The organism is Methanoculleus sp. UBA413 (assembly GCF_002502935.1).
Classification (GTDB): Archaea; Halobacteriota; Methanomicrobia; order Methanomicrobiales; family Methanoculleaceae; genus Methanoculleus; species Methanoculleus bourgensis.
The window spans coordinates 1-2,672 of sequence record NZ_DAQR01000135.1 but is presented as its reverse complement, the minus strand read 5'-3'; the positions used below and the strand labels follow the sequence as shown (position 1 = coordinate 2,672).

The following is a 2,672-nucleotide window of genomic DNA, read 5'->3' as shown; positions in this document are numbered from 1 at the left end:
GCTCGCGCGGCACCACGACCGCGGCCGCCCCGGCATCAGCCACCGCCTCGCCCACGACAGGGATATTCCCCTCGTGCAGGGAGAGCACCAGGTCGGCACGGAAGAGCGCCGCCGCGATGAGGAGAGGATCCTGCGTATCGACCGCCAGGGGCCCCTCGATACCCTCGAGGGCCGAAAAACACCGCTCCACATCCTCAGGTGTCGCATCGAAGCCAAACCCCAGGTCCACGATATCGGCCCCGTCGGCAAAGAAACGCCTGACCTCACCCCCCAGGTCGTCACGCCTGTGCGCGTCCATGATCTCGGCAAGCACCTTCATCCGCGCTTCTCCGCCGATCTTTACGCCCCTGATGATGAATTCAGAGTCCGCCCCCTCTTCCCGGAGCGCCACCTGCCGGCAGGCCTCTTCGCGGCGCGTCGCCGCCAGGAATTCATCAGCGGGAACAGTCTTTGAGAGCCTGATCTGGTCCAGCACCGGGAGCACCAGCGGGAGATCTGCCGCATGCCGCGGCCCCCGGTAGACCGGGACACCGGTCTCGCGCTCGACGTCGGCGAAGGACGCGGTGCACATCCCGGAGACGATAGCCATATCGTAGTCGCCGCCGCGAAGCAGCCGCTCGAGGTCGCCGGGCGCGAGGAACGACGCTATATCGCCGGTGACCACCACATCTATCTCATAGCGGTCGCAAGCCCTGCGAACCGCCGCCTTCACAATTCCGACCGTTGCCGAACCGGTCGGCAGAAGAATGCGCATACATCTCAATTATTATCCAGTGGATGACAAATATTCTGATCTCATGCTGCGGTGCGATCTGCATATCCATACCAGGTTCTCCAGGGACGGAGAGAGCAGTGTGGAGGAGGTTCTGCGCAGGGCGGAGACGATTGGCCTTGACGCCGTCGCGATCACCGATCACGATACGGTGGACGGCGCCCGCTACGCCCTCCAGTGCGACACCACCGTGACTGTGATCCCGGGCACCGAGATATCAACGAGACAGGGCCACCTGCTCGCTCTCGGGGTCACGGAACCCCTGCCGGCAGGGCGGGACTTCCTTGAGACCGTCGCCCTGGCCCGGGCGCGGGGAGCCCTCCTGATCCTTCCGCATCCCTATCACCGCTGGCGCCACGGCGTCGGGAGGAAACTTGCGACCAGCATCGGGGCTGTAGATGCTGTGGAAGTCTTCAACAGCCGCTACATCACCGGGTCGGCGAACCGGAAGGCCGCGGTTGCCGCACGGAGATACAGGAAACCCGGGGTTGCAGGAAGCGACGCTCACAACGCCCGCTACGTCGGGTTCGGGGTCACGTACGTCGCGGCTGAGCCGGACGTGGCCTCCATCCTCACCGCGATCCGGGAAGGGCGGACAATGGTCGGAGGGAGAATGACCCCACTGCACACCTACACCCGGCAGTCCATCAAAGGCGCTCTCCGCCGGATACGGCAAACGGTAGACCGATGAAACTGGCAATTCGCTTCTCGTACTTCGGGGACTGCTTCTTCGGCTCACAGATGCAGCCGGGGCTCCGTACCGTGGAGGGGGAGTTCATCGCGGCCTGCAGGCGCCTGGGCCTCTTCGAAGACTGGCGGGAGGCGGGATTTGTTACGGCCGGTCGTACCGACCGCGGAGTGCACGCCCGGTGCCAGGTCTGCTCATTTTTTACCGAAAAACCGGAACGGGCGATCCGGTCACTGAACAGGGTGCTTCCAGAGGATATCTGGTGTACGGCATGGGCAGGGGTGCCGGACGGGTTCCACCCGCGATACAGTGCCATGTCACGGACCTACCGCTACTTCTTCTTCCCGGTCCCGGGCGACGTCGCTCCCATGCATGAGGCAGCAGGGGAGTTTGTCGGGCGACACGACTTCTCGGCGTTCGCCCGCGCCGGCGGCCGGGACCCCGAACGGAATGTGCTCAGCGCACGGGTCTTTGAGAACGGGCCGTTCGCCGTCTTTGAGGTGACCGGGGTGAGTTTCCTCTGGAATATGGTCAGGGGCATGGCAACCGCGCTCGAGCGGGTTGGAAGAGGCGAGGCCGACGCCGGGGATATCGCCCGGCTCCTTGCCGAGCCCCCTGGGCGGAGGCTTCCTGCGGCCCCGCCGGAGGGGCTTGTGCTCTGGGATATCGGCTACGGGATCCCTTTTACGCCGCTCCTGATCGACGAGAAAAGCCGCCGGTACCGTGCCAACCGACGCCACCGCTACCACACCCTTATGGCTGAGGTATCGGCACTCCTTGCACCGGAGGAGGAGTTGCACGACTGACCCGACCGGCGGGTCACGAAGTTAGATATAATATTAGTGGATGAGGCAATGGGAGGCCGGGCGTGATCGGGAAGCAGATTCTTTTCGTTATCGCTATTTTTAAAGAATTCAGTGAGAGAGGGTTGATCTTCCAGAGAAGGTGCGGCAGGCGAAATCAAATTTTTGGCCCTTCATCCAGGATAACTTCAATTAAACGTTATGGTTTGAGGTGCGCGATAAAAACAGGCCTCCTATAAATCAGAGTACCCGAGCCCCCCACCATTGGTCAATATACGATACCGGGTTTCCCCTCCTTGCCCGAAACAATTAATTAACCCGGGAGAGAGATAAGGGACAGGCCATCAACTACATTTAATTAATAAATTCAATTTGTTAAATAACACTGGTTAATAATAACATATTAATA

General features: G+C 61.4%; 2 protein-coding genes and 1 pseudogene. 2 read left to right on the top strand and 1 reads right to left on the bottom strand.

The window, feature by feature from the left end:
• Positions 1-754 (bottom strand): annotated as a pseudogene (locus BP858_RS11795) (dihydropteroate synthase); the annotation flags it as partial.
• 43 nt (positions 755-797) lie between these two features.
• On the opposite strand from BP858_RS11795, the gene BP858_RS11790 reads away from it, so the two are divergent.
• Both BP858_RS11790 and truA read left to right on the top strand, forming a co-directional pair.
• Complete coding sequence (locus tag BP858_RS11790; RefSeq protein ID WP_214166440.1) at positions 798-1,463, top strand: CehA/McbA family metallohydrolase; 666 nt, start codon at positions 798-800, stop codon at positions 1,461-1,463.
• Complete coding sequence (truA, locus tag BP858_RS11785; protein ID WP_286879550.1) at positions 1,460-2,266, top strand: tRNA pseudouridine(38-40) synthase TruA; 807 nt, start codon at positions 1,460-1,462, stop codon at positions 2,264-2,266. Before BP858_RS11790 ends, truA begins: the two co-directional genes overlap by 4 nt.
• The last annotated feature ends 406 nt before the right edge of the window (positions 2,267-2,672 follow it).

Bases quoted from the DNA above. Each gene is read 5' to 3' on its own strand.
- BP858_RS11790 (WP_214166440.1), top strand. From the start codon at position 798: ATGCTGCGGTGCGATCTGCATATCCATACCAGGTTCTCCAGGGACGGA.
- truA (WP_286879550.1), top strand. From the start codon at position 1,460: ATGAAACTGGCAATTCGCTTCTCGTACTTCGGGGACTGCTTCTTCGGC.